The 23598-nt window shown below is 68.9% G+C and carries 26 protein-coding genes; 11 read left to right on the forward strand and 15 right to left on the reverse strand.

Going from position 1 to position 23598, the window contains the following annotated elements; translation table 11 throughout:
* Positions 1 to 100: 100 nt before the first annotated feature.
* Both C8258_RS02690 and C8258_RS02695 read right to left on the reverse strand, forming a co-directional pair.
* Positions 101 to 850, reverse strand: coding sequence for a VOC family protein (locus C8258_RS02690; protein ID WP_106954021.1), 750 nt, complete (start codon positions 848 to 850; stop codon positions 101 to 103).
* A 26-nt stretch (positions 851 to 876) separates the two neighbouring features.
* The gene (locus C8258_RS02695; RefSeq protein ID WP_106953678.1) at positions 877 to 1722 is read right to left on the reverse strand and encodes a crotonase/enoyl-CoA hydratase family protein; all 846 of its coding nucleotides are present in this window, start codon (positions 1720 to 1722) and stop codon (positions 877 to 879) included.
* 228 nt (positions 1723 to 1950) lie between these two features.
* Here C8258_RS02695 and C8258_RS02700 point away from each other — a divergent pair, with 228 nt between their 5' ends.
* Positions 1951 to 5367, forward strand: a complete 3417-nt coding sequence (locus C8258_RS02700; protein WP_233224832.1) for a serine/threonine-protein kinase — start codon at positions 1951 to 1953, stop codon at positions 5365 to 5367.
* Positions 5368 to 5379: 12 nt separating this feature from the next.
* Here C8258_RS02700 and C8258_RS02705 read toward each other — a convergent pair whose 3' ends face one another.
* Complete coding sequence (locus C8258_RS02705) at positions 5380 to 6138, reverse strand: DUF72 domain-containing protein (protein ID WP_106954022.1); 759 nt, start codon at positions 6136 to 6138, stop codon at positions 5380 to 5382.
* Between the two features lie 115 nt (positions 6139 to 6253).
* Between C8258_RS02705 and C8258_RS02710 the strand changes: the two genes are divergently transcribed.
* From C8258_RS02710 to C8258_RS02720, 3 genes are read left to right on the forward strand one after another with little or no spacing between them, the layout of a single operon-like run.
* Positions 6254 to 6877: a TetR/AcrR family transcriptional regulator gene (locus tag C8258_RS02710; protein ID WP_106954023.1), complete on the forward strand. Its 624-nt coding sequence runs from the start codon at positions 6254 to 6256 to the stop codon at positions 6875 to 6877.
* Positions 6874 to 7698, forward strand: a complete 825-nt coding sequence (locus tag C8258_RS02715; RefSeq protein ID WP_369974690.1) for an acyl-CoA thioesterase — start codon at positions 6874 to 6876, stop codon at positions 7696 to 7698. Before C8258_RS02710 ends, C8258_RS02715 begins: the two co-directional genes overlap by 4 nt.
* A 40-nt stretch (positions 7699 to 7738) precedes the next feature.
* Positions 7739 to 9184 (forward strand): lipase maturation factor family protein, encoded by a 1446-nt coding sequence (locus C8258_RS02720; RefSeq protein WP_106953680.1) that lies wholly within the window; start codon positions 7739 to 7741, stop codon positions 9182 to 9184.
* A gap of 20 nt (positions 9185 to 9204) precedes the next feature.
* Here C8258_RS02720 and C8258_RS02725 read toward each other — a convergent pair whose 3' ends face one another.
* The 7 genes from C8258_RS02725 to C8258_RS02750 all read right to left on the reverse strand — a co-directional run bounded on the left by C8258_RS02725 (position 9205) and on the right by C8258_RS02750 (position 14504).
* Positions 9205 to 10329, reverse strand: a complete 1125-nt coding sequence (locus C8258_RS02725) for a bifunctional 2-methylcitrate synthase/citrate synthase (protein ID WP_106953681.1) — start codon at positions 10327 to 10329, stop codon at positions 9205 to 9207.
* Complete coding sequence (gene prpB, locus C8258_RS02730; protein WP_106953682.1) at positions 10329 to 11243, reverse strand: methylisocitrate lyase; 915 nt, start codon at positions 11241 to 11243, stop codon at positions 10329 to 10331. The genes C8258_RS02725 and prpB overlap by 1 nt, the downstream gene beginning before the upstream one ends.
* The gene (gene prpD, locus C8258_RS02735) at positions 11240 to 12745 is read right to left on the reverse strand and encodes a 2-methylcitrate dehydratase PrpD (RefSeq protein WP_106953683.1); all 1506 of its coding nucleotides are present in this window, start codon (positions 12743 to 12745) and stop codon (positions 11240 to 11242) included. The genes prpB and prpD overlap by 4 nt, the downstream gene beginning before the upstream one ends.
* A gap of 152 nt (positions 12746 to 12897) precedes the next feature.
* The gene (locus tag C8258_RS02740; RefSeq protein WP_036510792.1) at positions 12898 to 13362 is read right to left on the reverse strand and encodes a CinA family protein; all 465 of its coding nucleotides are present in this window, start codon (positions 13360 to 13362) and stop codon (positions 12898 to 12900) included.
* 31 nt (positions 13363 to 13393) lie between these two features.
* Positions 13394 to 13552 (reverse strand): hypothetical protein, encoded by a 159-nt coding sequence (locus tag C8258_RS32470; RefSeq protein ID WP_157104356.1) that lies wholly within the window; start codon positions 13550 to 13552, stop codon positions 13394 to 13396.
* Between the two features lie 41 nt (positions 13553 to 13593).
* A complete protein-coding gene (locus C8258_RS02745) occupies positions 13594 to 13839 on the reverse strand; it encodes a CsbD family protein (protein ID WP_036510789.1) in 246 nt (81 codons plus the stop codon).
* Positions 13840 to 14051: 212 nt separating this feature from the next.
* Complete coding sequence (locus C8258_RS02750) at positions 14052 to 14504, reverse strand: helix-turn-helix domain-containing protein (RefSeq protein WP_106953684.1); 453 nt, start codon at positions 14502 to 14504, stop codon at positions 14052 to 14054.
* An 84-nt stretch (positions 14505 to 14588) separates the two neighbouring features.
* Between C8258_RS02750 and C8258_RS02755 the strand changes: the two genes are divergently transcribed.
* Both C8258_RS02755 and C8258_RS02760 read left to right on the forward strand, forming a co-directional pair.
* Entirely contained in the window at positions 14589 to 15797 is a 1209-nt protein-coding gene (locus C8258_RS02755) for an MFS transporter (protein ID WP_106953685.1), read from the forward strand.
* Complete coding sequence (locus tag C8258_RS02760) at positions 15794 to 16423, forward strand: glyoxalase (protein WP_106953686.1); 630 nt, start codon at positions 15794 to 15796, stop codon at positions 16421 to 16423. The genes C8258_RS02755 and C8258_RS02760 overlap by 4 nt, the downstream gene beginning before the upstream one ends.
* 20 nt (positions 16424 to 16443) lie before the next feature.
* On the opposite strand, the gene C8258_RS02765 is transcribed toward C8258_RS02760, so the two are convergent.
* The 4 genes from C8258_RS02765 to C8258_RS02780 all read right to left on the reverse strand — a co-directional run bounded on the left by C8258_RS02765 (position 16444) and on the right by C8258_RS02780 (position 18898).
* The gene (locus tag C8258_RS02765; protein ID WP_106953687.1) at positions 16444 to 16872 is read right to left on the reverse strand and encodes a hypothetical protein; all 429 of its coding nucleotides are present in this window, start codon (positions 16870 to 16872) and stop codon (positions 16444 to 16446) included.
* A gap of 84 nt (positions 16873 to 16956) precedes the next feature.
* Positions 16957 to 17811 carry an alpha/beta fold hydrolase gene (locus C8258_RS02770; protein ID WP_106953688.1) on the reverse strand — a complete coding sequence of 285 codons (855 nt, stop codon included), beginning with the start codon at positions 17809 to 17811 and terminating at the stop codon, positions 16957 to 16959.
* Complete coding sequence (locus C8258_RS02775) at positions 17808 to 18401, reverse strand: TetR/AcrR family transcriptional regulator (protein WP_106953689.1); 594 nt, start codon at positions 18399 to 18401, stop codon at positions 17808 to 17810. The genes C8258_RS02770 and C8258_RS02775 overlap by 4 nt, the downstream gene beginning before the upstream one ends.
* A gap of 137 nt (positions 18402 to 18538) precedes the next feature.
* A complete protein-coding gene (locus C8258_RS02780) occupies positions 18539 to 18898 on the reverse strand; it encodes an Rv2640c family ArsR-like transcriptional regulator (protein WP_106953690.1) in 360 nt (119 codons plus the stop codon).
* Positions 18899 to 18995: 97 nt separating this feature from the next.
* Here C8258_RS02780 and C8258_RS02785 point away from each other — a divergent pair, with 97 nt between their 5' ends.
* The 4 genes from C8258_RS02785 (at position 18996) to C8258_RS02800 (ending at position 21478) form a co-directional block, all read left to right on the forward strand.
* On the forward strand, positions 18996 to 19511 hold the full coding sequence (locus C8258_RS02785; RefSeq protein WP_106954025.1) for an ArsI/CadI family heavy metal resistance metalloenzyme: 516 nt from the start codon (positions 18996 to 18998) through the stop codon (positions 19509 to 19511).
* A gap of 73 nt (positions 19512 to 19584) precedes the next feature.
* Positions 19585 to 19965 (forward strand): helix-turn-helix transcriptional regulator, encoded by a 381-nt coding sequence (locus tag C8258_RS02790; RefSeq protein WP_106953691.1) that lies wholly within the window; start codon positions 19585 to 19587, stop codon positions 19963 to 19965.
* The gene (gene arsB, locus C8258_RS02795; protein WP_106953692.1) at positions 19962 to 21077 is read left to right on the forward strand and encodes an ACR3 family arsenite efflux transporter; all 1116 of its coding nucleotides are present in this window, start codon (positions 19962 to 19964) and stop codon (positions 21075 to 21077) included. Before C8258_RS02790 ends, arsB begins: the two co-directional genes overlap by 4 nt.
* Positions 21074 to 21478: an arsenate reductase ArsC gene (locus C8258_RS02800; RefSeq protein WP_106953693.1), complete on the forward strand. Its 405-nt coding sequence runs from the start codon at positions 21074 to 21076 to the stop codon at positions 21476 to 21478. The genes arsB and C8258_RS02800 overlap by 4 nt, the downstream gene beginning before the upstream one ends.
* 25 nt (positions 21479 to 21503) lie before the next feature.
* On the opposite strand, the gene C8258_RS02805 is transcribed toward C8258_RS02800, so the two are convergent.
* The gene (locus tag C8258_RS02805) at positions 21504 to 22349 is read right to left on the reverse strand and encodes a helix-turn-helix transcriptional regulator (protein WP_106953694.1); all 846 of its coding nucleotides are present in this window, start codon (positions 22347 to 22349) and stop codon (positions 21504 to 21506) included.
* A gap of 103 nt (positions 22350 to 22452) precedes the next feature.
* Between C8258_RS02805 and C8258_RS02810 the strand changes: the two genes are divergently transcribed.
* Positions 22453 to 23385, forward strand: a complete 933-nt coding sequence (locus tag C8258_RS02810) for an SDR family NAD(P)-dependent oxidoreductase (RefSeq protein WP_106953695.1) — start codon at positions 22453 to 22455, stop codon at positions 23383 to 23385.
* Positions 23386 to 23598: the final 213 nt, after the last annotated feature.

Genomic DNA, 23598 nt, shown 5'->3' on the forward strand with positions numbered 1-23598 from the left:
CGTCGGTGCGCCAGTCCCTTCCAGGATGCGCCGATCCACACCGGCGCGCCGCAACCGGTCCGGGGACCGGCACCCCGCCGCCCGCCCGCGGCGGACCCGCTCAGCGCGAGCCGCGCCGAAACACCTTGCCGGTCAACGGGTCTCGTTCGGTGAGGCAGTACACCCCGCCCACCGGATCGTTCATCACCAGCCACTGTGCGCCGCGGTGCGCGCGCCGGGCGCCCAGCGATTCGTGCCAGGTCGCCACCGCCTCGACATCGGAGCAGGCGATATCGATATGGGCGCCCGGCTCCTGTTCGCTGTCCAGGCGCTGTATCAAGATCCGTACCGGCAGGTGTGCGGGGACGAGCAGCCGGGTGAACTCGGCGCGACCGGTGCGCCGCACGGGCCAGCCGGTGAGCGCGGCCCAGAATTCGACCTCGCCGTCGTAGCCGGACGGCGGGATGTCGAAACAGAGCTGATCGACCCGGCTGAGGCTGCCGTCGGGTCCGGTCAACGGCGCGGGGATATGCCGCCCGTCGCCGGTGGTCAGGCAGAACGGCAGCCCGTGCGGGGACCGCGCGAGCGACCAGGTGTCGTGATCGGCGACCAGGATCGCGCCGAGATCACGCGCCGCGCGGCGGGCGCGGTCGAGATCGGCGACATCGAGGTCGAGATGGGCGCCACCGTCCCCGCCGACCGCCTGCGCCGCCTGGTAGGCGTCACCCGTCGCCGGGTCGAGAGCCGCGAACTCGCCGTGTTCACCCTGGCGGGCCGACAGCCCGGTGCCGGTCACCGCTGTCCAGAAGGCGAAGGCGTCGTCGAAACGTGCGGCGGGCCGGTCGATGTACATCCAGCTCCAGCGAATCATGCGTTCCTCCAGGGGCACCGGTCGGTTCAGGCGGGTCGGAAGGGCGGAGTCGCGAGGTCACCGGCGAACACATCGGGCAGGTCGCGCTCGACGCTGTCGGGGAATTGCGCGGGCCGCTTCTCGAGAAAGGCCGACACGCCTTCGCGGGCGTCGGCGCTGGCACCGCGCTGGTTGATACCGCGCGATTCGACGCGATGCGAGATCATCGGATGGTCGGCGCCGAGGCCGCGCCACAGCATCTGCCGCGACAACGCCACCGAGACCGGCGCCGAATGTTCGGTGAGCCGTCGCGCCAGCGCCCGGGCCTGGTCCAGCAGATCGCCGGCCGGATGCAGGGCGTAGAACAGGCCCGCGTCCAACGCCTCGTCGGCCTCGACCAACCGGCCGGAATACACCCAGTCCAGCGCGGTCTGCAATGGCACCAGGCGGGGCAGGAACCAGCTGGAGCACGATTCCGGCACGATGCCGCGCCGATTGAACACGAATCCGATGCGCGCGGTGTCGGCGGCGAGCCGGAAGTCCGCGGCCAGGGTCATGGTGATGCCGACGCCGACGGCGGGGCCGTTGATCGCGGCGATGATCGGCTTCTGTGATTCGAACATCCGCAGCGCCACCTCACCACCGCCGTCGCGGAAGGTATCGGTCGCCTCGGCGGCGAAGGTTTCGGCTCCGGCCGACAGATCCGCGCCCGCGCAGAACGCGCGCCCCGCCCCGGTGACGATGATCGCGCGCACCCGGTCGTCGCGGTCGAACTCGTCGAAGGCGGCGATCAGTTCCTCGCCCATCGCGGTGGTGAAGGCGTTGAGCTGCTGCGGGCGATCGAGCGTGATGGTGGCGATGGAGTCGGAGATTTCCCAGCGGATGTCGGCCATATCGACAGCATGCCAGCAGCCTCCCGACGGTGACCATCCCCCGTGGCCCGTCCCGCCCCCGCCCGGCACGCGAATCTCGTTGCGTCGCCTGCGGGTTCGGCCACCGGGTCAGCGAACGGTCTCGGCCACGGCATACGCGCAGGCCGCGCCTATACTTGACATGCCAGCGCGACGGGCTCCGCGGAAGCAGTACAGACGGAAACGGTGCCGATGGCCGACAAGGATTCCATGGCAACCCAGCGCGACCGCTCCCTGGTGATCGATGACGATCTGCGGGCGGCCGGGTTCGCCGATGCGCACATCATCGGACGGGGCGGATTCGGCGTCGTCTATCGCTGCCGCGAACTCGCACTGGGACGCACCGTCGCGGTGAAGGTACTCACCGCCACATCCGAATTCGGCGATGAGAATCTCGAGCGATTCCTGCGCGAGCAGCGGGCCATGGGCGGGCTCCCGGAACATCCGAACATCGTCGCGATCCTGCAGGTCGGCACGACCGGCGACGGGCGGCCCTATCTCGTGATGCCGTACCACCCGAAGGGCTCGCTGGAACAGCGGATCCAGCACGGCGGCCCCCTGGATGTCACTGCCGCGCTGCGCATATCGGTGAAACTGTCCGGTGCGCTGGAAACCGTGCACCGCGCCGGCATCCTGCATCGAGACATCAAGCCGGGCAACGTACTTCTCAGCGACTACGGCGAACCGCAGCTGACAGATTTCGGTATCGCCCGGGTGGAGGGCGGTTTCCGCACCACCACCGGCGTGGTGACCGCGTCACCGGCGTTCACCGCTCCCGAGGTGCTGCGTGACGGCACCCCGACGGTCGCCTCCGACATCTACAGCCTGGGCGCCACCCTGTTCTGCATGCTCACCGGCCACGCCGCCTTCCAGCGCCGCTCCGGTGAGCGGCTGGTCGCCCAATTCGTGCGCATCACCGAGGAACCGATTCCCGATCTGCGTCCCGGCGGCATTCCCGACGACATCTGCGCACTGATCGAGGACAGTATGGCCGCCGACCCGGCGCAGCGCCCGGTCTCCGCGGCGGAGCTCGGCGAGCGGGCGCAGCAGTTGCAGCGTCACCGCGGTCTCCGCGTGGACGAGATGGCGATCCCGGCACCGGAGCCTCCCGCGGCCGAACCGGCAGCCGCCGCCGATCGCGTCGGCGAACCGACCCGGCTCGGCCTGCTTCCCCCGGCCGACCCGGTGACGGTACCGCCGACCGCCGAGACGAAATTCCATCCCGCGCTCCCCGCGCGCCCGCTCGTGCGCCGTCCCCGCCTGCTGGATTCGATGGATCGCGATCGCTGGCCGCGCCTGATCGTCGTCCACGCGCCGGCCGGTTTCGGCAAGAGCACGCTCGCCGCCCAGTGGGGGCAGCGGATGGTGAGCCGCGGGGTCGCCACCTGCTGGCTCAACATCGATGACGACGACAACAATCCGGTGTGGTTCCTGCTGCACCTCATCGAAGCCGTCGGCCGGGCAAGGCCCGCCCTGACCACCGAACTGCTGCGCGTCGTCGAGGAACACGGCAACGATGTGATGCGCTATGTGCTGACCACACTGATCAACCGCATCCACGCCGACGGCGAACGGATCGTGATGATCATCGAGGACTGGCATCGCGTCACCGACGCCGATACCACCGCCGCACTGCGTTTCCTGCTGGACAACGCCTGCCACCATCTGCAACTGCTGATCACCAGCCGCGAGATGATCGGACTTCCGCTCTCGGCCATCCGCGTTCGCGACGATCTGATCGAAATAGACTCCGCCGCCTTGCGTTTCGACCAGGACGAGACGGCGGACTTCCTGACCCGGGTGGGTGGGCTGACATTGGACGCGGCCGATATCGACCGGCTGCGGACCGGGACCGACGGCTGGGTCGCCGGGCTGCAACTGGCATCGATCTCGCTGCGCGGGCGCGAGGATCCGGGCAGCACGATCGCCACCATGTCCGGGCGGCATCTGGCGATCAGCGAATATCTGACCGACAACGTGCTCGACGCGCTCGAACCCGATGTGCTGACCGCACTGCTGGAAACCGCTGTCACGGACAAGGTGTGCGGCTCGCTCGCCTCGGAACTGACCGGACGGCCGCAGGGGCGCGCGCTGCTCGAGGACATCGAGCGGCGGGACCTGTTCCTGCGCCGCCTCGACGACGACGGCGAATGGTTCCGCTATCACACGCTGTTCTCGGATTTCCTGCGCCAGCGACTCGAGCGCGACCACCCCGAACTGGTACCGCACCTGCACCGCCGCGCCGCCGAATGGTTCGCCGCCCACGACATGCTCAGCGAAGCGATCGACCACGCGATGGCGGCGGGCGACCCCGGACGCGCGGTGGCTCTGGTCTCCGCGCACGCCCGCGAACTGGTGCAGCATTCGCATCTGGCCACCCTGGCGGCGCTGGCGGCGAAACTGCCCGTCACCGACGCCGCGGCCGATCCGACTCTGCAGATCGCTCTGGCCTGGGCGGCGGTGTTGTTGCGGCGGCCGAGCCGCATGCACACCGCACTGCAGCTGGCGCTGGCCGCCGATTCGGCGAAACAGCCTCCGGGACACGGGAAATCCGATCTCGCGGTCGAGGCGTCGATTCTGTGCGGGGTGGAGGCAGCGCTCGCCGATCACCTCGACGGACTGGAGGACATCGTCGAACAGAGTTGCGCCCGCGCGGATTCGCTGGCGCCGTTCGTGCTGGCGGCGGCAGCCAACCTGGGCGCCTTCACCGCCCTGCACCGGTTCGACTTCGACCGCGTCCACGAATGGCACCGGTGGGGCCGGTCCTATTTCCGGCACATCACCGGGGCGCTGAGCATCATGTACAGCCACTGTTTCGCGGGGATGGCGGCGCGTGAACAACTCGACAGCGAGGCGGCCGAGGAACACTTCCGCACGGCGCTGCATCTGGCGCGCACCACGACCGGGGAGAGTTCCCTCACCGCTCGCCTGGCCTCGGCAGCACTCGGAGATTTCCTCTACGACCGCGGCGAGATCGCGGAGGCGCACCATCTGCTCGGCGTGGCGGTGGAATTCGGATTCGACGGCGGCACAGTCGATTTCCTGACCGGGGTGTACGGCACCGGTGCGCGCATCGAGGCGCTGCGCGGGGACCGTGAGGCAGCGCGGCGACTACTCGCCGACGGCACCCAGGTCGCCACCGCACACACCCTGCCGCGGCTGTCGGCGCGCATCGAACTCGAGCGAATCCGGCTGGGGTTCGTCGAATTCGGCCCCGGCGAGCCGCCCGCACCCCGCGGGGCGCGGGACGGCGTGGCGACCACGATTCACGACCTCACCGAGGAAGCGGCCGTCCGGTGGCTGTTGCGCGCGGATCCCGAGCGGGCGCTCCCCCGCGCCCGCGCCCTGCGCGAGTCGATCGACGCCGCCGCGCGCCCGCGCGCCGCCCTGTGCGCCACGCTGTTGTTCGCGCATTGCCTCGAGAACGTGGGCAGGTCGGAGGAGGCCGAGGCGGTGCTCGCGCCGGCGCTGCGCCGCTGCGTCGAAGCGGGACTGGTGCGCCCGCTGATCGACGAGGGCCCGGCACTGATCGCCGTCGTCCGGCGGCTCTCGGGCGAGGCGGGGCGACATTCCGCGGGCACTCCCGCCATCGCCCTTCCGCGGACCTTCCTCGACCAGCTCGGGTGATCCGCCGGTCCGTCAGGTGGACACGTCGGTGCGGGTCACCGTCAGCCCGGCGTCTCGCGCCAGCCCGGCGAACACCACGGCGTCGTGGACGGCCGCGCCGCCCGGGTCGTTGTTGAAGTACACGTACCCGTCGGCGGGACCGAAGGTGTCCGCCAGCCGATGCGCCCATGCGGTCAGCGCGCGCCGGCCGTACCGGGGTTGCGGCCGCGCCAGCCCGGAATGCAGACGCAGATACGACCAGTCGGTGGTGCGCCACAACGGCGTCACCGGGCGCGAGCGCGCATCCGCCCAGCACAGCGCGGCGCCGCGTTCCTCCAGCACCGCGCGGATGCGCGGTGTCCACCACGACTCGTGGCGTGGTTCGACAGCCACGCGCACCGTCGAGGGGAACTGTCGCAGACAGTCGTCGAGCAGCGTCGCGTCCGCCCGCAGGGTCGGCGGCAGCTGTACCAGGATCGGACCCAGCCGGTCGCCCAGGCCGGCGGCGTGCTCGAGGAGCCGCTGCACCGGCTCGGCCGGCTCGCGTAGTCGTTTGACATGGGTGAGGAAGCGGCTGGCCTTCACCGCCACGACGAAATCGTCCGGCGTGCGTTCCCGCCAGGCGGCGAAGACCTCGCGACTGGGCAGCCGATAGAAGGCGTTGTTGCTCTCGACGGTCGCGAAGGCGGCCGCATACCGTTCCAGCCACAGCCGCTGCGGTACGCCCGGCGGATAGAGCACGCCGCGCCAGTCCCGGTACTGCCAGCCGGAAGTCCCGACGAACAGGGTCACACCGTCCATCGAACCAGACTCGCCCCGGCTCCGCTGGAACCTCGTCGGACACCCCTATGACGATCGTTATAGGAACGAGCTACGCTATGACGGACGTTATAGGGAGGTGGAAGATATGAGCGGCACACCGGATGATTCGCGCGCGAAATTGGTGGCGGGCGCGGCCGAGATGATCCGCCGGCGCGGTCTCGCCGCCACGAGTGTGCGCGATCTCGCCAAATTCGCGGACGCTCCGCTCGGCTCGACCTACCACTACTTCCCCGGTGGCAAGGCCGAACTCGCCACCGAAGCCGTCGCCCTCGCCGGCGATCTGACCGCGGCGACGCTGTCGCGCGAATTGCGCAAGGGCTCGGTCGAGGGCCTGCGTTCGTTCCTGCGTCGCTGGCGAAAGAATCTGCTGGACAGCGATTTTCGCGCCGGATGTCCCGTGCTGGCGGTATCGGTGGAGGACGTGCCGGATGCCGAGGGCAGCCCCCGCGAGGCGGCGGCGGCCGCCTTCGCCCGATGGACCGATCTGCTGACGCAATCCCTGCGCGACGACGGCGCCGAGCAGGCGGTGGCCGAACGCACCGCCACCCTGATCATCGCGGCGTTCGAGGGCAGCGTGGCGATGTGCCGGGCCGAACGCAGCACCACCGCCCTGGACCGCATCGGCGACCGGCTCGAATCGTTGCTGCAGGCCGCGATCCCGGCCCCCGCCACGACCCCACCTTCCCGGACAAGGAGTACCCGCTCGTGAATCGGACCGATCTCGGCACCCACCCGTTCGATCTCGCCACCGCGCCGGCGCCCGCCGGCACGGGCCGCTACCTGGCCCGTACCGCGGCGTCGTATTCGAATATGGTGGGCCCCTTCGGCGGCGTCACCGCGGCCACCGCCGTGCGCGCTGTCCTCGACGATCCGCGGTGCGCGGCAGAACCGGTGTCGATCACCGTCAACTACGCGGGCCCGATCGCCGACGGACCCTTCACGATCGACAGCCGGCCGGTGCGCACCAATCGCAGCACCCAGCACTGGATGCTGACGCTGAGCCAGGACGACGCGGTGACCACCACCGCCACCGTCGTCTGCGGCGCCCGGCGGCCCACCTGGTCCGATACCGAGATCGCACCGCCCGCCGCACCGCCCGCCGAGTCGGTGCCCGTGGCACCACCGCCGGAATTTCCGGTGTGGATGCGCAACTACGAGATGCGGTTCGTCGAGGGCGGCGGGCCGATCACTGCAAAACCGCGGGAACAGCCGACCTCCACGACCACGCTGTGGGTGCGGGACCTCCCGGCTCGCCCGCTGGATTTTCCCGCGCTGACGGCCCTGGCGGATGTGTTCATTCCGCGGGTGATGGTGCGGCAGGGCCGGATGGTCGCCGCCGGTACCGTCTCGCTCACCGTCTACTTCCACGCCGATGCCGCCACGCTCGCCGCCCACGGCGACCGTCCGCTGCTCGCCACCGCCCGGGGCCAGCATTTCGGCGGCGGCTACTTCGATCAGTCCGCACAGCTATGGGGCGCCGACGGCAGTCCGCTGGCCACCACCCATCAACTGGTGTACTTCAAGGACTGAACCCGGCATCGCGACCGGCCGCAGCGGGTATGCCCCGAACATGCAGTGGTTCACGGCGCCCGGCTACTGGTTCGCGCGCGAGGTGTTCCAACGCGGCCTCGCGGTCGTCTATCTGATCGCGTTCGTGGGCGCCGCGCGGCAGTTCCGGGCGCTCATCGGCGCCGACGGCATGCTGCCGGTGCCCGCGTTCCTGGCCCGCTCCTCGTTCCGGGGTTCGCCGAGCCTGTTCCATCTGCACTATTCGGACCGGTTCTTCGCCGGTGTCGCCTGGGCCGGGGCGGCGCTGGCGGTGGCCCTGGCGGCGAGGGCCGACGATCGAGTGCCGCTGTGGGCGGCGATGCTGCTGTGGTTCGCGGCGTGGGTGCTGTATCTGTCGATCGTCAACGTGGGCCAGGCCTGGTATTCGTTCGGCTGGGAATCGCTGCTGCTGGAGACGGGATTCCTGGCGATCTTTCTCGGCAACGACCACGTCGCGCCACCGATTCTCGTGCTGTGGCTGGCGCGCTGGCTGCTGTTCCGGGTGGAGTTCGGCGCGGGGTTGATCAAACTGCGCGGCGACCCCTGCTGGCGCGATCTGACCTGCCTGTACTACCACCACGAAACCCAGCCCATGCCCGGCCCGCTGAGCTGGCTGTTCCACCACCTGCCCCGACCGCTGCACCGCGTGGAGGTGGCCGCGAACCATATCGCGCAGCTGGTCGTGCCGTTCGCGCTGTTCACTCCGCAGCCGGTCGCGAGCATCGCCGCGACGATCGTCGTGGTCACCCAGCTGTGGCTGGTCCTGTCCGGCAATTTCGCCTGGCTCAACTGGTTGACGATCCTGCTGGCCTGCACCGCGATCGACGCCCGCTCGGCGGCGACCGTCGTGCCGCTGCCCGACCGGCCGGCGTTCACGGACCCGCCCACGTGGTTCGTCGCGGTGGTCCTCGCCTTCACCGCCGCGGTGGTCGTGCTCAGCTATTGGCCGATCCGGAACCTGTTGTCCGGGCACCAGCAGATGAACGCCAGCTTCAATCGGTACCACCTGGTGAACACCTACGGCGCGTTCGGGCGGATCGAGCGCCGGCGCTGGGAACTGGTGGTGGAGGGCACCCGCGACCGGCACATCACCGAGCAAACCCAATGGGAGGAATACGATTTCAAGGGCAAGCCCGGTGATCCGCACCGGCTGCCGCGCCAGTGGGCGCCCTACCATCTGCGCCTGGACTGGCTGATGTGGTTCGCCGCCATCTCCCCGGTCTACGCACGCTCCTGGCTGGGCCCGTTCCTGCGGCGACTGCTGACCAATGACCCGGCCACCCTGCATCTGTTGCGGCACAATCCTTTTCCGGACGACCCACCCGCCCATGTGCGAGTCCGGCACTACCTCTACCGATTCAGCACCCGCGAAGAACTCCGCCGCGACCACGTGTGGTGGCACCGCGACGCGGTCGGCGACTACGTCCCACCGACCGCCCTCGCCTCCCCTCGCATCCGGCACGGCTGATCCGCCCGGCCTGGAGCCGGTCAGGCCAGGACCGACCGCTGCTCGACGCCGACGTATTCGCTGAGCGGGCGGATCAGCGCGTTCGAGGCGCCCTGTTCGATGATGTGGGCGGCCCAGCCGGTGATCCGGCTCATGACGAAGATCGGAGTGAAGGTTTCGATGTCGAACCCCAGCAGGTAATACGCGGGGCCGGTGGGGAAGTCGAGATTCGGCGCGATCCCGGTGGCCTCGGACATCGTGCGTTCGAGTATCTCGTACATGCGCACCCACCGGCCGCCGTCGGTGGCGGCGGCGATATCGAGCAACGCCCGCTTCATCGTCGGCACCCGGGAATCGCCGTTCTTGTAGACCCGATGGCCGAAGCCCATCACTTTCTGCTTGTCAGCCAGCTTTTTCCGCAACCATGCCTCGGCTCGCTCGGGCTCGCCGATGTCGAGCATGTCACGCATGACCGCCTCGTTCGCCCCACCGTGCAGCGGTCCCTTCAGCGCGCCGATGGCGGCGGTGACCGCGCTGTAGATATCCGACTGCGTCGACGTCACCACCCGCGCGGCGAACGTGGAGGCGTTGAAACTGTGCTCCGCGTAGAGAATCAGCGAGATTTCGAAGGCCCGTACCAGTTCCGGCGCCGGCACCGTCCCGAAGCACATGTTCAGGAAGTTCTGCGCGTATCCCATGTGCGAATGCGGGGCGATCGGGTCCAGTCCGTGCCGGCGGCGATGGTCGGCGGCCACGATGGTAGGCAGCACCGCCAGCATGCGTAACGCCTTGGCGCGGTTGGCTTTCGGCGAATTGTCCTCCTCGAGCGGATCCTCGGCGCCGAGATAGCTGATCGCCGTGCGGACCACATCCATCGGATGGCAGGTGTCGGGCAGTTTCGCCACCAGCGACAGCAGCGACCGATCGACTCGCCGGGCCGCGCGTTCCTGCTGGGAGAACCGTTCCAGCTGGGCGTCGTTCGGCAGTTCGCCGTACCACAGCAGGTAGGCGACCTGCTCGAACGTGCAGTGCGCCGCCAGATCCTGGACGGCATAGCCCCGGTAGGTCAGCGAATTCGTTTCCGGCACCACCTTCGAAATCGCGGTGGTGTCGACGACGACGCCCGCCAGGCCCTTGTTGATCGCCGGAGTCGCGGCCATCGTCATCACTGGTTCCTTCCCAGGGTGAATGTGAAGATGTCGGAATCGAATTCGTTGTAGCGCTCGTACTGCAACAGGTCGTAGAGCCGGCTGCGATGCTGCATCCGATCCAGCAATCCCGCCTGGGTGCCGGTCTCATGGATTTCGCGCAGCCCGGTCTCGGCCGCCCACATCGCCAGGCGCAGGGTGGACACCGGATAGATCACCGCGTTGTAGCCGATGGATTCCAGTGTCCGCGCCGGCAACAGTTCAGATTTGCCGAACTCGGTCATATTGGCCAGCAGCGGAATCGAGACCGCGGCCCGGAATTTCTCGAAATCGGCTGCGCCGCCGAGCGCTTCGGTGAAGATCAGGTCGGCCCCGGCGTCGGCGTAGGCGCGGGCGCGGTCGATCGCCGCGTCGATGCCTTCGATTCCGGCGGCGTCGGTGCGGGCGCAGATCACGAAATTCGGGTCGCGCCGCGCAGAGACGGCCGCACGCAGGCGACGCACCATCTCGTCGGCAGGCACGACGGCCTTGCCGTCGAGGTGACCGCAGCGCTTGGGATTCACCTGATCCTCCAGGTGGCAACCCGCGAGTCCGGCATCCTCGAGCAGTGTCACGGTGCGAGCCGCGTTCATCGGCTCGCCGAAACCGGTGTCGGCGTCGATGAGCACCGGCAGATCGGTCACCCGGGCGACCTGTCCACCGCGGCCCGCGACCTCGGTCAGCGTGGTCAGCCCGATATCGGGCAGCCCGAGTTCCGCCGACACCACCGCACCCGAGACATAGACTCCTTCGAACCCGATTTCCTGAATCAGCTTGGCCACCAACGGATTGAAGGCACCGGGCAACCGCTGGATCGTCCCCGAGGCGAGTCCGGCGCGGAAGGCGACGCGTTTGTCGGCGGCGGAGGTGGTGGCGGCGAGCAATCCGGTCATCGGAACAATCCCTTCGGCGATTTCGGGGCGCGGGCGAGCACCTCGTCGGACACCTCGAATGTCAGCTGCGCCAGTTCGCCCGGCGCGAGCGAGCCCGCCCGCTGCGCGGCGTCGAGAAAGCGGTCCTGTTCGGCCGCGTCGACGACTCCCTCGGCGAGGGTGCGGAATTTGGCGATGTACTGCTCGCGGGCGAACGGCCGCGCGCCGAGCGGGTGGGCATCGGCGACCGCGAGTTCGTCGACGATCACCTCACCGCTGGTCAGCGTCACCTCGGCGCGCGCGCCGAACGCCTTCTCGGCGGGATCGGTGGAGTGGTAGCGCCGGGTCCATTCCGGGTCCTCGGCGGTGGAGATCTTGTGCCACAGCGCGACCGTGTCGGGCCGGCGGGCACGCTCGGGTGCGTAGGACCGCTCGTGATGCCAGGACCCGTCCTGCAGCGCGACCGCGAAGATGTACATGACCGAGTGGTCGAGGGTTTCCCGCGAAGCCTCGGGATCGAATTTCTGTGGATCGCCGGAGCCGGTGCCGATCACCACGTGAGTGTGGTGGCTGGTATGCAACACGATCGAGGCCACTTCCTCGAGGTCGCCGATGCGGGCGCGCATGCGCCGGGCCAGATCGATCGGCGCCTGGCTCTGATATTCGGCCGAATGCTCCTTGGTGTAGGAGTCGAGGATCGCTCGCTTCGGTTCGCCCGGACCCGGCAGCGGTACCGAATACTCGGCATCGGGCCCGGACAGCAATCGGGCGATCACCCCGTCCTCGCCCTCCCAGATGGGGGCGGGCGCACCTTCGCCGCGCATGGCCCGGTCGACGGCTTCGATGGCCATCTTTCCCGCGAAGGCCGGCGCATAGGCCTTCCAGCTGGAGATCTCCCCCTTGCGGGACTGCCGGGTCGCGGTCGTGGTGTGCAACGCCTGGCCGATGGCCTGATAGATGGTTCCGGTGTCGAGGCCGAGCGCCGTACCGATGCCGGCGGCGGCCGAGGGGCCCAGATGGGCGACGTGGTCGATCTTGTGTTCGTGCAGGCAGATCGCCCGCACCAGATCGATCTGGATCTCGTAGCCGGTGGCCAGGCCGCGAACGAGGTCGCGGCCGCTGCGTCCGGCATGTTGGGCGGCGGCCAGAATCGGCGGGATGTTGTCGCCCGGATGGGAGTATTCGGAGGCGAGAAATGTGTCGTGGAAATCCAGTTCGCGCACCGCGACACCGTTGGCCCAGGCCGCCCACTCCGGCGAATACGTGCCGGGCACACCGAACACCGAGGAGCCCGGTCGATACGGGTGCGCCAAGGCCTGCGCCCGGGCGTCGGCCACCGGGCGCCGGGTGATCGACGCGGCGGCGACCGCGGCGTTGTCGATGATCCGGTTGACGATCATCTCTTCGGTGTCCGGCGCCACCGCGACCGGATCCGTGGCGACCTCCGCGATCCGCCACGCGAGATGTTCCGTCCGCGGAAACACCTCCGCCGAGCGGTGCGTGCGAACGAGGTGATTCTTCACAGCCGGGACCTCCCGAGTACGTCGTCGAATCGCATGATTCGGACGCTACTCAGGACGGGTACCCGTCGAAATACGTTGCAACTGCCTAGTTCTGCGTAAGCGATCCGGCGAAGTTGCGAACCTTGCGGACGGTGTCGTCGTCCGCGGACCGTTTATCGATCGGCGGTCAGACGGTCCAGCAGACAGCTCAGCGCGAAGCGCACCGTCTGCTCGAGGACCTCTTCCGGTTCACCGTCGAATTCGGCCCGGCACGCGGTGACCGCGGTCTCGGAGGCGGTGGCGAACCACACCGTGCCGGGCGCTTCGCCGTCACTCGGTTCGGGGCCACCGACCCCGGTGACCGCGACCGAATAGCTCGCGCCGAGCAGTTTCCGCACATTCGCCGCCAACGCCTCCGCGGCCGGCCGCGACACCACGGGGACATCGGGCATATCCAGGACGGAGCGTTTGACCTCTGGACTGTAGGCGACGACCCCGCCGCGGAACCACTGTCCCGCATCCGGTGCCGCGCCGAGGGCGGCGGCGATCTTGCCCGAGGTCAGTGACTCCGCCACCGCGATCGTCGAACCGGCCGCTGCGGCCAGTTCGGCGATCCGCTCGGCGGCACCCTCGGTCATCGCCCCGCCTCCCGGGCGGCCACGGTGTCGTTCATTCCGCTTCCCGTTCCGCGTCGTCTCCGCTTTCGCGGTACGCCTGCAGCGCGGTGTCGAGTTCGCGTTGCAGCCGTTGCACTTCGGCCTCGTCTCCGGCATCGGACGCAGTGGTGATGTCCTGGCGAAGCTGGGCGATGACGTCGTGTGAAACCACGAGAACCTCCTCCGGCGCGGAACGGGTGAGCGGTCGGGAAACTAGCTTCCCTGCTGGTGGGACTGCTGACGCGCCTCGTCGACCTTGGCCTCGGCCCGGGCGCGCTCGGCCTGCGCCTCCTTCTCGGCCGCCTCACGTTGCGATTCGGCCTTGTCCTGCTGCGCGCGGCCCTCCGACTCGAGGTCGTTGTTGCCGGTGACGATGCCGGCCGCCTCCTTGGCCTTACCCTTCACATCCTCGACGACGCCCTTGATGCCCTCACGCGGGCCACTGTTGTGGTCGGACACGGAGTCCCCTTCCGTCGCAATTTCCTGACATGCAACGCCTACCCAGCGCGGCGGTGCTCAATCGGACGATTACCCGCTCACGGCCCGGGCCGGTTGCGGCAGCTGCCGCGGCGGGTCGTCGTGTCCGATCTCTCTCCGCTGGTCGGCGTCGAAAATGTCGCTCAGGCCGGGCGCGGGATCGTGGCTGCCCGACTGTGACGGAGTCGACGCGCTCAGCCCGCCTTGCGCACGAAGGTCGTTTCCGAGTCCACGGCGCCGCCGCCCGAACTCGCGGGCCGCAGCTCGGGAATCGGGACACCGCGTTCGTCGACGAGCACGGAGTGTTCCTCGGCCGGGCCGAACGCGTGCCGCTCACCCCACTGCCGCAAGGCGACTACGACGGTGAACAGATCCCGGCCGGCCGGAGTGAGGGTGTAGATGTGCCGCCGGCCCGACGGACCCGGCGTGCGTTCGAGGATGCCGCGCGCGACCAGTCTCCGGAGCCGGTCGGTGAGGATGTTGCGCGCAATTCCGGTGGCCTGCTGGAAATCCCGGAATGCCCGGGCGCCGTCCATCGCGTCGCGAACGATCAGCAGACTCCACCGATCGCCGACCAGGTCGAGCGTGCGCGCGACCGGACACGCCGGATCGGTCCACTCGGTGTCGGCGAGTACCGGCTGAGTCATCACGCCCTCCTCAACGGTTGCTGATTGAAACCATTGTGACGTACCGTTCAAACAGTTGCAAAACGCTACTAATTTGGAGTCCCGGTGTTCCTACCTCTCGGGCGGCGCCTACTGTTCGCCACGATCTGCGCGGTGTCGGTCGCGACCGTCTACTCCGCCCAGCCGATACTCACGCAGATCGGCGACGACCTGGGCGTGCCGGCCGGCGACCTGGGATGGATCGTCACGGTCGGGCAGCTCGGGTACCTGGCCGGATTGGTCTTCCTCGTTCCCCTGGGCGACACCATCGACCGGCGCAAGCTCATCGCCGCACATCTGCTGCTCACCGCGGTAGGGGTCGTGATGGCCGCGACCGCCACGCGGACGTGGGTGCTGCTCACCGGACTGGCGCTGGCCGGCCTGTTCGCGGTCGTGGTGCAGACGACGGTCGCCTACGCGGCGGCCGTGTCGGCACCGCAGCAGCGCGGACGAACCCTGGGCATGGTGACCTCCGGCGTCGTCGTCGGCATTCTCGGTGCGCGCATCGTCGCGGGCGCTCTGGCCACCGCCTGGGGCTGGCGCAGCGTGTACGCCGTCTGGGCCGTCCTTCTCGTCGCGCTGGCAAGCCTCATCCTCGTGCTCCTACCGGCAGACACCCGCACCGGCCGCGTCCGCTACCGGCAGATGCTGCGCACCTCGCGCATGCTGTTCGGTGACCGGCTCCTCCTCTCGCGCGGCCTGATCGCCTTCTTCCTGTTCGCCTCCTTCGGCACACTCTGGAGCGGCCTGGCGCTGCCCCTCGCGGCCTCGCCGTGGCATCTCGACACCGCGCGGATCGGCTTGTTCGGGCTCGCGGGGCTGGCGGGCGCCCTGGGTGCGGGCCGGGCCGGACGCTGGGCCGACCGCGGTTTCGCGCACCCGGTCACCGGGGCGGCACTGGTCCTGCTGGCCGTCTCATGGCTGGCCACGGCGCAAGGGTCGTGGTCGCTGTGGCTGCTCGTCGCAGGTGTGGTCGTCCTCGATTTCGCCGTCCAGGCCGTGCATGTGGGCAATCAGCACCTGCTCACCGCCGCCCACCCCGACCGGACCAGCAGCATCATCGGCAACTACATGCTCTTCTATTCGGTCGGTTCGGCCCTCGGCGCGGCCGCCACAACCGCCGCGTACTCCGCCGCCGGATGGGCAGGGTCGAGCATTCTCGGCGCCGCCTTCGCGGTCGGCGGCGTCGCGGTGTGGGCGATCGCGGGGGCTCCCGGAGTGATCAGGAATCGAGAAGCGACCGACCCCCGATCGCCGATAACGTCTTCGACATGAACATCACCACTGCTCAGAGCATCATCGCATCGGTCGTCGTCGAGACCCCGGACCCGGCTGCCGCCGCGGCCTTCTACGAATCCGCGTTCGGTCTCGGCGACCGGCTGCGGGTCCGTAAGTCGGACGCGGAGACCACCGGCTTCCGCGGATACATCCTCTCCCTCGTGGTATCCCAGCCGAGCACGGTGGACAGCTTCATCGGTTCCGCGGTCGCGGCGGGCGCGACGACGGTGAAGCCGGCCAAGAAGAGTTTCTGGGGCTACGGCGGCGTCGTGCAGGCCCCCGACGGCGCGGTCTGGAAGATCGCGACCTCGGCGAAGAAGGACACCGGACCGGCCACCCGCGAGGTCGACGATTTCGTCCTGCTGCTCGGGGTCGACAGCGTCAAGGCGACCAAGCAGTTCTACGTCGAACGCGGCTTGACCGTAGCGAAGAGCTTCGGCGGCAAGTACGCCGAATTCGAGTCGCCGGCCGGGTCGGTCAAGCTCGCGCTCTATGGACGCAAGGCCGCCGCCAAGGACGCGGGCGTCCCGGCCGAAGGCTCCGGGTCGCATCGGATCGCCGTCACCAGCCCGCTCGGTTCCTTCACCGATCCCGACGGATTCGTGTGGGAGGTCGAGGCCTGAGCCGGGTGGTGCGGCCGAAATCAGGCCGCCCGCAACGAAACTCGGAAGGATTTGCGCAGCGACGACGGGCCGACCAGGGGAAGCAACGCGGCCAGGAGCTTCCCCTTGAAGGCCCGCGGCGTCCGAGTCAGTTCGACATCGACGCGACTGCCCTCCGGCGCGGGCGTGGCACGGAAGACCCAGCCACCACCGGCGCCGAAGAGTTTGGAATCCCGGGTGGTGACGGTCACCGTGTCACCCGCCGGATCCCACTCGTAGCGGGCACGCTCCCAGGCCGCCTCCGTACCCTCGGTCACCTCGGCCCAGCCCTCGCCCTGCTCGTGCACGACGAAGTGCTCGGCATCGATCGTCGGCCACACCTGCGCCCGGGACGGGCCGAAGTCGGTGAGGACACCCACGACCTCGGCGGGGGTCAGCGTGGAGATGAGATGAAAACGGACCGTGGTCATGGAAACTCCTCGAAACCGGTAGGGCCGCCGGCCCGCGGGTTCGCGGTGCCGGACACTCATCGAGCATGGCCGCTACCGATGCCGCTACGAATCCGTCGGATGACGCTGCGTTGACGTAATCTCCGCCGACAGAACCTCCACCAGCTGGCGTGCGAATTCTTTCGCCTCGGTGCGTATTCCGTTGTGCGCCCCGGGGAACTCGACCACCTCGAGTCCGAGCCGGGCCGCGATCTCGACCGCCGGACGATAGGGCAGGCACCCTCGGGTTTCCCGGCCGACCGCGAGCACCAGCCGGTCGAACACCGGGTCCAGCGCACTGTAATCCGGTATGTACGAGGTGAATTCACGCAACTCGTGTTCGATCATGAGCGGGCCGTTGGCGGCGAGGCGAGCCCACATCTGCGCGGCACGCTCCGGCAGCTGCGAGACCTCCGGCGCCGGTTTCATCGCGGGACCGATGCCCGTCAGGAATCTCGCCCCGGCCGCGGCGACTCCCTCGGTGTGCAGCAGCGCGTACACCTCCTCGACCATCGCGAGGTGCCGGTCGGCGTCCGGCAGGACGGCGAAGCACGGTGGTTCGTGCGCGACCAGTGTGCGCACCCGGCCGGGGTGTCTCGCCAGCAGGTCGAGCCCGACGATCGCACCGTTGCTCGTGCCGAAGACGAAGGCCGGCTCGTCGGTCAGATGCGCGAGCAGCCGGGCCACGTCGTCGGCCTGCACCGCCACCTGCTGCCGCTCGGGCCCGTTGTCGAGAACGCTGCGCGAATATCCGCGCGGATCGAGCGCCACGACGGTGAAGTGGCTCTGCAGGACCTCGGCCATCTCGTCGAAGACGCCCGCGTCGCCGCCACCACCGGGAATCGCCAGCAGTAGTGGTCCGCCGCCGCGTATTTCGTAGTACAGGGTGGCGCCGGGGACGGACAGAGTGTCGGATCTCATTGCGCTGCTTTCTCTTCGGTGGGGATCGGCCACTGCGTCAGGGTGCGATGCAGGGCGTCGAGAATGTGGTGCCAGCTGGCGCCGACCGGCCTGGAGTGGGCGAATCCGCCCGCCGCCTCCAGGGTGGCGAAACCGTGAAATGTGCTGCGCAGCAGGCGTCCCGCGTCGGTAGACGCGGGTTCACTCAACCCGTAGCCGCGCAGCAGCGCCGCGGTGAGCTCGATTCCACGCAGCAGGGCCGGCTCTCCGGCGACCTCGTCGGGATCCATGCGGATCTGCGTTGCCGCGTACCGGCCCGGATGGTCGAGGGCGTAGGAGCGATACGCGTCGGCGAAGGCGAACAGCGCGTCGCGTCCGGACCGCCCTGCCACCGCCGCACCGATCCGCTCGTTCATCTCCGCCCCCGCCAACAATCCCACCAGCACCTGCAGGTCACGCAGGTTGCGCACGTGGGTGTAGAGGCTGGGATCCTTCACGCCGAACCGACGGGCCACCGCGGACAGGGTGACATGGGCGAATCCGACCTCATCGGCCAGTTCCGCTGCGGCACGGGCGATTCGCTCTCGGGACAACCCGGCACGGGGCGACATCCAGGACTCCTAACCTAATTAACTTAGGAATTATCCTAAGCATATTAGGTTAGATGCGGCCAGCGATATTTCGGCCGGGATCGAGCAGGACCGGACAGCGACGCGACGACCCCGGAGATGTCACCGGGCGGCGATACTCACCGGCAGCAGTTGGGGTCCAGCACCACACACAATGCCGCCAGCGCATCACGTCTGGCGCGGTGGACGACAGTCATGCCGACGCGTTCGGATTCGACCAGCCCGGCCTTGCGGAGTTGACCGAGGTGATGGCTGACCGTCGATTCCGCCAGCCCTACCGCGGCAGCGAGATCACCACCGTTCTCGCCGGTATCCGGATTCGCCAGCAGCAGCGACATCAGCTTGACCCGCACCGGATCGGCGAGCGCTTTCAGCCGCAACGCCACCTCCAGGGCCGCGACATCATCGACCGGCCCGGCCGCCACCGGCGCGCAGCACACCGGGGCGGACATATCGATCACGGGAAGCGCTTTGGGCATGCGACCACCCTACCGATGGGATTGACATATGTCGAAAAGGTGGAGCAGACTCGGAACCGCCAACCTTTTCGACATATATCGGACCATGGAGGTTCTCATGTCTCGCGTACAGCTCGCCCTCAATGTCGACGACCTCGATCGAGCGGTCGCGTTCTACTCCACACTGTTCGACACCGAACCGGCCAAGCGCGAACCCGGCTACGCCAATTTCGCCGTCGAGCAGCCGCCGTTGAAGCTGGTACTGCTGGAGAACACCGGCGCCGGCGGGACGATCAACCACCTCGGGGTCGAGGTGGAGACTTCCGAACAGGTCCACGACGAGATCGCGCGATTGTCGCAGGCCGGATTGTTCACCTCGGAGCAGATCGGCACGACCTGCTGTTTCGCGCGGCAGGACAAAGTGTGGGTCACCGGACCGCACGGTGAGAAATGGGAGGTCTACACCGTGCTGGCCGACACCGAAACATTCGGCGACGCACCGGAATTCGCCGACGACAACACAGCCGCGCAGGCGTGCTGCGGCACCGATGCCGATGCGGCCACTGACGGCGTCTGCTGCACCGCCGACGCCAGGCGGGACGCTGTCGCCGGCGGCGCCACCTGCCGCGACTGACCAGCACGTACGGTGCGCTTGTTCACAGAGGCTTCGCTTGCCCATTCATATCGATATCTGTCAATATCGATAGATGTCTAATCAGGTCTCCTCTTCGGCGGAAATGTCCGCACCGGCGGGGTGTGTGACCACGCCGCGGGTACGGCCGGTCGTGGGCGCCGAGGCCGCCCACGACCTCGCGGCGATGTTCAAAGCCCTCGGCGACCCCGTCCGGTTGCGGGTGCTGTCGGCCATCGCGGCGCGCGCCGGTGGCGAAGCCTGCGTCTGCGACGTCTCCGACGGGCTCGACGTCACCCAGCCGACCATCTCCCACCACTTGAAGGTGCTGCGCGAGGCCGGGCTGGTCACCAGTGAGCGCCGCGCCTCCTGGGTGTACTACCGGGTGATACCCGAAGCGTTGCAGCGCCTTTCGGATCTACTCGTCGATCAGTCCAGGGTCGGAGTGCACACGTGACCACCACCGAAGGCACCGCGGTCGCCGGCAGACTGTCTACCCTCGACCGCTTCCTGCCGGTCTGGATAGGCGTGGCCATGGCCGCGGGTCTGCTGCTCGGGCGACTCGTGCCCGGACTGGGCGACACCCTGTCGGCGGTGCAGGTCGACGGCATTTCGCTGCCCATCGCCCTGGGCCTGCTGATCATGATGTATCCGGTGCTGGCGAAGGTCCGCTACGACCGGCTGGACACCGTCACCGGCGACCGGCGTCTGCTGTTCGCCTCGCTGGTGCTGAACTGGATCGCCGGGCCCGCGCTGATGTTCGCCCTCGCGTGGCTGCTGCTACCGGATCTGCCCGAATACCGGACCGGCCTGATCATCGTCGGCCTCGCCAGATGTATTGCGATGGTGATCATCTGGAACGATCTGGCCTGCGGAGACCGCGAAGCGGCCGCCGTCCTGGTGGCGTTGAATTCGATCTTCCAGGTCGTCATGTTCGCCGTACTCGGCTGGTTCTATCTCTCGGTTCTGCCCGGATGGCTCGGGCTCGAACGAACCACGATCGACACCTCGCCGTGGCAGATCGCGAAATCGGTGCTGATCTTCCTCGGCATCCCGCTGGTCGCCGGCTTTCTCACGCGGCAGCTGGGCGAGCGGGCCCGCGGTCGGCAGTGGTACGAGGAGCGGCTGCTGCCGCGGATCGGGCCGTGGGCGCTGTACGGGTTGCTGTTCACGATCGTGATCCTGTTCGCCCTGCAGGGCGAACACATCACCGCCCGCCCCTGGGATGTCGCACGCATCGCGATACCGCTGCTGGCGTACTTCGCGATCATGTGGGGTGGGGGCTACCTCTACGGGTGGGTGGTCGGCCTCGGCTACGCACGGACCACCACCCTCGCCTTCACCGCCGCGGGCAACAACTTCGAACTCGCTATCGCGGTCGCGATCGCCACCTACGGCGCCGCCTCCGGGCAGGCCCTCGCCGGCGTGGTCGGCCCGCTGATCGAAGTCCCGATCCTCGTGGGCCTCGTCTACGTCTCCCTCGCCCTGCGCAACCGGTTCCCGATCACATCCGATGTCCCGACCAACGCCGATATTCCGGCATCGGCGAAAGGCTCTGCACAACAATGAAACCCAGCGTCCTGTTCGTCTGCGTGCACAACGCCGGACGATCGCAGATGGCCCAGGGCTTTCTCACCCACCTCGCCGGTGACCGCATCGACGTCCGCTCCGCCGGCACCGAACCCGCCGACCGCATCAACCCGGTAGCCGTGGAGGCCATGCGCGAAGCCGGCATCGACATCACCGCCGGCGCCCCGGCCGTGCTGACGCCCGGCGCCGTCCGCCTCAGCGACGTCGTCATCACCATGGGCTGCGGCGACACCTGCCCGTACTTCCCCGGCGTCGACTATCGCGACTGGCAACTGGACGACCCGGCCGGGCGAGACATCGAAGCCGTGCGGCGGATTCGCGACGACATCCGTTCTCGCGTAGAAGATCTCATCGCCGAGCTTCTGCCGCCGACGTCGTGAATCCGGCCGCCCGCGGCCGTGGCGCTCATGGTGTCAGCGATTGCGTGCCCAGCACGATCGCGAGGTCGAGCCGGGCGGCGTCCTCGGTGCCGGGTTCGGCGGTGTAGACGGAAATCCGCAGATCGTCGAGAGTGACGAGCAGGGTGTCGCAGTCGAGGGTGATCAGGCCGACCGCCGGGTGGTCGATCGTCTTGCGCCTCGACGGGTCCGGTGCGGGCGGTGGCGTCTCGGCGTTCCAGAGGTCGGTGAACCGCGCGCCCGCTGAGCCGAGGTCGGCGATCAGGCGTCGCAGCGCGCGGTCGGCGGGATAGCGCGAGGCGGTCAAGCGCAGGTCGGCCACCAGCCTGGCCTCGTGTTCGGCCTGCTCCCGCTCGGAGTGCACGACCCGGGTCGGCATGCGAGTGATGTTGCGCCACACGACATTGCGCTCCAGGCCGCGCCAGGAGGTGGTGTCGCCCATCAGCGCGTTGTAGGGCGCATTGGCCAGGACGAGCGTCCAGCTCGCGTCGTAGACGACCACCGGTGTGTGCGACAACCGGTCGAGCACCCGGTGCACACTCGCGGTGACGCGCGAGGGCACCACGTCCGGGCCGGGTGCGGCGTGCCCGGCCAGACGGTAGAGCAGATCGCGTTCAGTGTCCGACACCCGCAGGGCGCGAGCCAGTGCCTCCACCACCTGCGCCGACGGCGCGGTCGCGCGCCCCTGTTCGAGGCGGGTGAGGTAATCGGCGGAGATGCCGGCGAGCGCGGCCAGCTCCTCCCGGCGCAGTCCGGCGGCCCGGCGCCGGGGACCCACCGGCACACCGACGGCCTCGGGCGCCACCCGGTCGCGCCACCTGCGCACCGTCCGGCCGAATTCCCACGTTTCCACGCACTCCAGTCTGCGGGAACTGCCGCCGGTGTGTCCTGGCCCTGACAGTCCTACGACAACCGGACGACTGCCTATGGTCCGGCCCGGCCCGCAGGCTGGGGACATGACCGAAATCGGAACTGTTCTCATCACCGGCCCTACCCGCAATCTGGGCCGCGCCACGACACTGGCCATGGCCGCCCGCCCGGACGGGCAGCGTCCCGACCTCCTCCTGGTCGGCCGCGCCGGGCGGGATCTCACCGAGGTCGCCGAGGAGGCCCGCGCGCACGGTGCTCGTGTCCGCGAAATCGGTTGCGACCTGGCGGATCTGGCCGATGTCCGCGCCGCCGCAACCACCGTGCGCGAACTCCTCACCGCCGGTGCGGTGCGACCATTGCGCGCGCTGATCGCCAATGCCGGCACCATGTCCGCCGACACCCGGCAGGCCACCCGCGACGGCTACGAGACGACCTTCGCCGTCAACTACCTGGCCCACGCCCAGCTCATCGGCGACCTTCTCGACGCCTTCACCGCCCCGGCGCGGGTGGTGCTGCTCGGATCGAACACCTATCACGCCAACTTCTGGCGCCGAATGCTCAACGTCGCCGAGGCCGACTGGGCCGACCCCCTCGACCTCGCTCGCCCGGCCACCGGCGACCACTCCCCCGGCATGACCGCGTCGGGTGTCGCCTACTCCAATGCCAAGCTGGCGATCCTCTACTACGCCCACGAACTACAGCGCCACGCCGGCCCCGGGATCGACGTCTCGGTCTTCGAACCGGGCTGGATGCCCGGTACCGCGCTCGGCCGCGGCGCCCCCGCCCCGGCGCGAGCGATCGGCCGCGTGCTGGGCCGGCTTCCCGGCGTATCGACCCCGCAACGCTCGGGACCGCTCCTGGCCTCGGTCGCCCTCGACGACGACTGGGCACACCTGCGCGACGGCGCGTTCGTGGTGAAGACCCGGCTCACCGAGGTGCAGCCCATCGCCCACGATCGCGATCGGGAGCGCCGCCTGTGGGAGGCGACCACAGAGCTGCTGGAGCGGGTACGGGCGTAACGCTCGCCGCGACGTCCGATCGGAGCGCCTCGCCACCGGACCGCACGAATGCGTCGCCGGTGAGCACCTCGGCGCGCGAAGTACCTGAGCGTTCTCCGCCCGGAACCCACGCCGGATGGCGGGAAATGCGTGGTAACAGGGGTTTCGTGGCGGATTCGCGCGGGTGCGGCGCGGGGTCCCGGCCGCGCCCGGCCCGGTGGGTAGGTTGGCGAT

Source organism: Nocardia sp. MDA0666, from assembly GCF_003023875.1.
In the GTDB taxonomy this organism is placed as follows: domain Bacteria; phylum Actinomycetota; class Actinomycetes; order Mycobacteriales; family Mycobacteriaceae; genus Nocardia; species Nocardia aobensis.